Here is a 5,761-nt window from a genome sequence, read left to right on the forward strand (position 1 = left end):
GGGGGCGCGGGGGGCTCGGAAGGGACGGGGGAGACGGGAGGAGCTGGGGGTGCCGCGAGGTCGTCCAGGACGGAGCTGCCGGGGGTGGAGTGGTGGGAAGCAGCCGGGGAGACCGGGGAGACCGGGGACAGTCCGGCGAGGTCCGACAACACCGATCCGTGCAGGCTGGACACTTCGGAGGCGGCATCGGACGTCGGGCGCCGGGCGGCGGGAACCGTCGGCGCCGGGCCGGGATGCGGGGAGGATTCGAGGGAGGTGTCGACGGTGATGGCGGGCCTTGAACCGGTGCCGGACGGCGGGGCGGCGACGGCCGGCGGTCCTTGGACGGCCGGGGTGCCGCTCGATCCCCCGGTGGAGGGCGGGACGGTTACCGGTCCGCCCGTTCCCTCGGCGGGTGCCGGCTGGTTCTGCGGCGCGGTCGCCGGCGCACTCGGCGGGGTGGCGGGGCGATCCGAACCGCTGCCGCCGGGAGCGGTGTTCACCGGCGCGTTCACCGGTGCTCCGGCCGGAGCGGTGGCGGCGGGGACGGACGGACCGGCGGCGGGCGTGGGCGCGGCCGGGGCGTCCGTGTCGGCCGGGGGCTTCTGGGACCAGTAGTACAGGTTGCCGTCGGTCGGGACGGCCTCACCGTACGGGCCGTTGTGGTCCGTCTTCTGCGTGGTGATCCTGACCGGTTGGCGCATCAGCGACTGCGGGCCCTTGAGCTCCGCCTTGCCCGCCTCGGTCGGATCCTTGCCGTGCGGAATGCCGGGCAGCGGCAGCGCGCGGCTGGGCACACCGGGTGCGTGCGTCACCGGGACGGTGCGGTCCCCGGTGCCCTGCCCGGCCAGGTTGACGAGGCTGATCGGAACGTTCACCAGCGGGTCGTTGGTCAGCACGGAGAAATCGGCCGGGTTGGCACTCCAGGTGTACCCCTTGGTCGCGGCGGTGCTGGACGCGTCCTTCGCGCTGCTGGTCAGCTCGTCCTTCCCGTTCTCGCGGGTGTTGAACTCCTGGGCCGGACCGGTCGGTTCCATCGTGACCAGCAGGCCGGTCCGACCGTCCTCGCCGAGCGGGACGGTCCGGTACGCGGATCCGTGGTTGTTGAGTTCATGGAAGATCGCCGGTGTGGACTGCGGGGAGAACACCTGGCGCAGCCCCTGCTGCACGTCCGGCGGCAGGTGCTGCTGCTGTTCGTGCTTCAGCACGTTGCCCTCGGGCAGCCGCGGGTCGCTGATGAACGATCCGACGACCCGGTTGGCCATGTCGATCGCGGCCTTCGGGGTCACCGCGTGCGCCGCCGTGCTCACCGCCGAGCCGACCGCCCCGGCACCCGTGGCGAGTGCCGCCCCTGTCCGGCCGACGACGCCGTCGCCCCACGGACGGGGCGTGGTGAGGGTACGGATGGCGTTGTCGATCAGCTGGCCGGAGTTGTCGAAGCCGGCCATGTCGTGCCCGGCGGCCAACTGCTTGCGCCAGGCACTGACGTCGGCCCCGTGCGGTCCGACCGGCCCGAGTGCGATCCCGCCACCGGCAGGGGCCCCGGCCGCGCCGCCGGCCGGATGTGGTGCCTGCGGCTGTGCCGCGTGCGGCGGTTGGGCCGGCGGCTGTGCCGCGCCCGCGGAGCCGGCGGGCGGCTGTGCCACCTGCGGGGGCCGGCCGGGCGGCGGCTGGACGGCGGCCGGATCGTGCTGCGCCGCGGGCCGCTCGGTGAGCGGCTCGGGCACCCAGGCCTGGGTCCGCCACGGCGGGTTGACCGGCGCGGGAGCGTGCAGGTTCACGAACCGCCCCTGGTCGTTCCGCCGGCTGACCGACACGTCGAAGCCCACGTCGTTGGAGAACTTGTGGTTGCTGCCGAACCCGGAGGTCTTGTGGCCGACCTCGGTGGTGATCCCCGACTTGGCGCTGGTGGTGAGGGAGCCTTCGGCGCCCGCGCCCGGGTTGTAGCTCGCGTTGTTGAGGTGCCGGACAGCCGCCGGCGGGCGGACCGAGGCACGTACGTTGCCCTCCGCGCCCAGGGAGCCCGCGCCGCCGGCGCTGCCGGTGACGGTCTGCGAGACCGTCACCTTCCGGCTGATCTCGTTCTCCGACTGCTGGTGATCGTCGTGCCAACCGGCCCCCGACACCCCACGGACCAGCACCGTGGTGGTCACCCGGCCGAAGCGGTTCTCGTCCACGTGCTGGGAGAGGATGCCTCTGGTCATCAACTCGTCGAAGTTCGCGTCCAGGTTGTGCGGGGAGTAGACGTCGGCGAAGGGAAGCGCCGCCGTCGGCACGGCTCCCTCCGGGCGTGGGCCGTTCACCTGCCGGTCGATCTCCTCGAGGATCTCGTCGCTGCTCGGCACGTGCGTGAACGCGCCGCCGCTGATGCCCCGGTCGAGCAGCGGCGCGGTCCGCGGGTCGGAAGGACCCGGCGCCTCCGCGCCGCCGCCCAGCGCGCGGACGTCGGCATCGGAGAGCAGGACGTGCACGGTGTGGTCGCTGCGCTCCGGGGCGCCGTAGCGGGTGTTCCCCTTGTTGTCGGTGACCCGTCCGACGGTCGTGACCTCGGCGTTGGCCCGGTAGACGTGCCAGGTGCCCTTGGGGGTGGCCATCGTGCGGGTGGTCGACATCTCGTGCTTGACCGCGTCGCCACCACTGACCGTGGAGCCACCCTTCAGCTTGAAGCCGCCACGGAGCTGGTAGTTGGATTCGTGGATGCCCGTCGGCGCCTCGGGGAACCTGCCGAAGTCCGGCCCGACCCCGCCCTTTCCGGCCCGGCTCCACTTGTCCTCCACGCCCGTGGAGGTCTTGGAGGTGCTCTCGATGGTGAGCTTGCCCTCTCCGGAGAGGGTCTCCTGGTACTCGAAGTCGCCCAGCCGGGTCCGGGTGGACAGCCCCGCGGTCCCCTGGTTGAGCCCACCACCCACGTGCTCGTCACCGGAGTTCGCCCAGCCGTTGTGCGAGGCGGTGACGGAGCCGCGCAGTTGCCCAGGCCCGCCGAGCGCGTCCAGCACGTCGGTCAGGTCGGAGGGGCCGCGCCGCAGCGGTCCCTGGTCGAACGCGCTGCGCAGCGCCTTCTCGGCGCTCGCGCGGAAGGCCTGTTCGTTGTCGACGTCCCGGACGAAGGTCGCCTGCGGCAGGTGGTCGATCACCGGGTGCGCCGGCGGCGGGTCGTCGGACGGCGGCGCGGCCGGGTGCTGTTCCACGACCAGCTGCCCGCCCGCGGCGACCTGCCGGGTCTGCGCGGCGTGCGGGGACCCCGCTCCGGTGTCCAGCACCGTGGTGGGGTGGCCGGGTTCCTCGCGACCGGTCATCACGTGGTAGGTGACCGGATAGCCGAAGCGGTCGGCCGTCGACTCGATGCTGAACTCGTGCTTGGTCTCGGTGGACGCGGCCGTGGTGGTCTGGTGGCTGGTGCTGGAGGAGCCTTCGAGGTTCCCGTTGACGAAGGCCCGGGTGGTGTCCGGATCGTTGAGCGAGGTCCGGAGGCTGAGGTTGCCGGAGACCGTGTGCTTGCCGCCGCCGGTGACCGCCAGGTCGCCGCCGGCGGTGCGGCTGACGCTGTTCTTCGTGGTGACGCTCTGCGAGCCCTGGTGCTCGCCCGGGCCCGGGTCGGCCTTGATCAGGATCTCGTGCGTGCTCCCGCCGAACCCCGGCAGGTGCGAGCTGTCCAGGGTGATCCGGAACCTGCCGTCCAGGAGGTCGGGACCGCCGCGGGCGAGCGCGGACGGGGTGATCTGCCGGTGCAGATCGGCCAGGTTCTCGATCGCCTTCGGGGTGACCCGGGCGTGGCCCCCGCCGCCACTCCCACTCGCGCCCGCGGCGCCGGTCGGTGGCGGGAGCAGCCCCGGTGCCGTCTCGTGCAGCCGGGCGACGATGTGCTGCGCCAGCTCCGCCGAACCGGGCACCTTGACGAACGTGGTGCGCCCGCCGTTCAGCGGGTCGCGCAGCCCGGCGGTGTCCGGAGGAACCGGGTGCGCCGCCCCGGCCGGCGCGGCGGGCGGGTCCGCCGGGGCGACGGCGTGGTCGGTGTTGGATCCGGACGGGCCGCTGTCCGCAGCGGAGTGGCCGGGGGCGTTGGCAGGGGTGCCGCCGGGGGTGGCGGTGGGGGTGTGGGAGGCACCGGCGGGGGTCTCCCTGGTCGGGGGGTGCGGTACCACGCGGAGGGCCCGGTGCTTGACGGGTGCGTCGACGTCGATCACGGCGTCGCCGCCGTGGTGCTCGGCGGGCGCCGCGCCCGGTCCGGCCGGGACGTCGACCACGTGGCGCTCCGTCACGTACAGGCCGCCACCGTGCGGCGACAGGTGCTGCTTGGTCACGCTGACGTTGAAGCGCACGTCCGTGCCGACGAGGTCGGCCTTGCCCTCGTGCTCCTGGCTGTCCGCCACCTTCACGGTGTGGCTGCTCTTGTCCTCGTGGTCGTGGTTCGAGGTGTAGGAGTAGCCCGCGGAGCCGCCCAGCCACTTCGACTCGCGGTCACCCGGCCGACTGGACTTCCAGACCTGCCCGGTGGGACCACCGCTGAGCCCGGCGCTCCGGGAAGCCTTGGTCACCTGGCTCCCTTTGTGCTCGGTCGAGGTGTTCGAGCCCAGTTCGCTCTTGTGGTCGACGGTGTCCAGCACGGTGGAGCCGTGCGGTTCCAGCGTGAGGTGCAGGTGGCCCGTACTGCCGTCGGAGAACCGCACCGGGGGCGAGGTCATGCCCCAACTCGCCGCGTGCTCGAACTCGTTGACGACGTTGGCCGAGGTGAAGAAGTCGTTGATCGGCTGGTGCGCGGGGGCGTCCGGGCGACGCTCCGCCGGGAAGGCGGTGAACACGGCCTCCCGGGCGTCGCCGAGCCCGGTGACGGTGAGCGGCTGCCCCTCGGGATGCCGGCCCGGCGCGGGGGCGGGGTGCTCCGCGTCGCCCGGCGGCGGCCGGTCCCAGCCGTTCCAGGCCTGGGCCTCGCTTCCTTCGGGCATCCCGCGGAGGGGGATCTCGGCGGTCACCGAGTCCACGATCGGCCCGCGGTCGCCCAGCAGCCTGCCCTGGTGGTCCAGGACGGTGACGTGGTAATCGAGCTGGTTGACGTGCGGGGCGGTCGGTCCGGTCAGCGTCAGCTTGTTGGACGTCTCCGCCGTGGACGTGACGGTGGTCTCCGTCTCGTGGTTCGCCCCGCCGAAGGTCAGCGAGGCCGAACCGGTCAGGAGCAGATGATCGTTGACCGGACGCGTCACGGACGGCGCGACATTGACACCGGACTCGGAGTGCGCGGCCTGGGTCTTGCGGGGTTCCGGCTGGAAGCTGGACTTGGCGGCCGCCTCGATGTCGGTCTTGCCCTCCTTCTCGGCCTGGTCCTTGGTGGGTACGTGGTCGGCCGGCAGCCAGTCGCTCGGCTTGGCGGTGACCACGACCTCGTGCCAGCGTCCGTCGACCCTGACCGGGAAACGCCAGCCGCCGTCGACCATCTGCGGGTGGTTCTCGCGGAAGTTGCCGGGCGTGAGCTGGGAGTCGAGCCCCTGGACGACCGTCGTGTCCGTGCGGTGGCCGCCGAGGATGTCCTCGATCTGGCCCCGAACGGCTCCCGGGCCGGGATCGGCGGTGATCTTGAGTCCGGCGAAGGAGGTGCGGTGCCGCGGATCGACGGCGGGGGCCGGTGGGGCCGGAGCGGGGCGTGCCGGTGGTGCCGGAGCGGATTGGGGCTGGGCGGCCGCCTGCTCGGGAGCCGGCGGGTCGTCGGACGACTGATGGTGGTTGGTGGGTGTGGTGGTGGCGGCTTCGGCGGTGGGGTGGGAGGGGGGCTGCTGGGCGGCGGGCTGTT

At 73.1% G+C, this 5,761-nt stretch carries 1 pseudogene; it reads right to left on the reverse strand.

What is annotated here, in order from left to right:
• Positions 1–5,761, reverse strand: a pseudogene (locus AA75_RS49520) (hypothetical protein); the annotation flags it as partial.

The organism is Kitasatospora sp. MBT63 (genome assembly GCF_000710465.2).
Taxonomy (GTDB): Bacteria; Actinomycetota; Actinomycetes; order Streptomycetales; family Streptomycetaceae; genus Kitasatospora.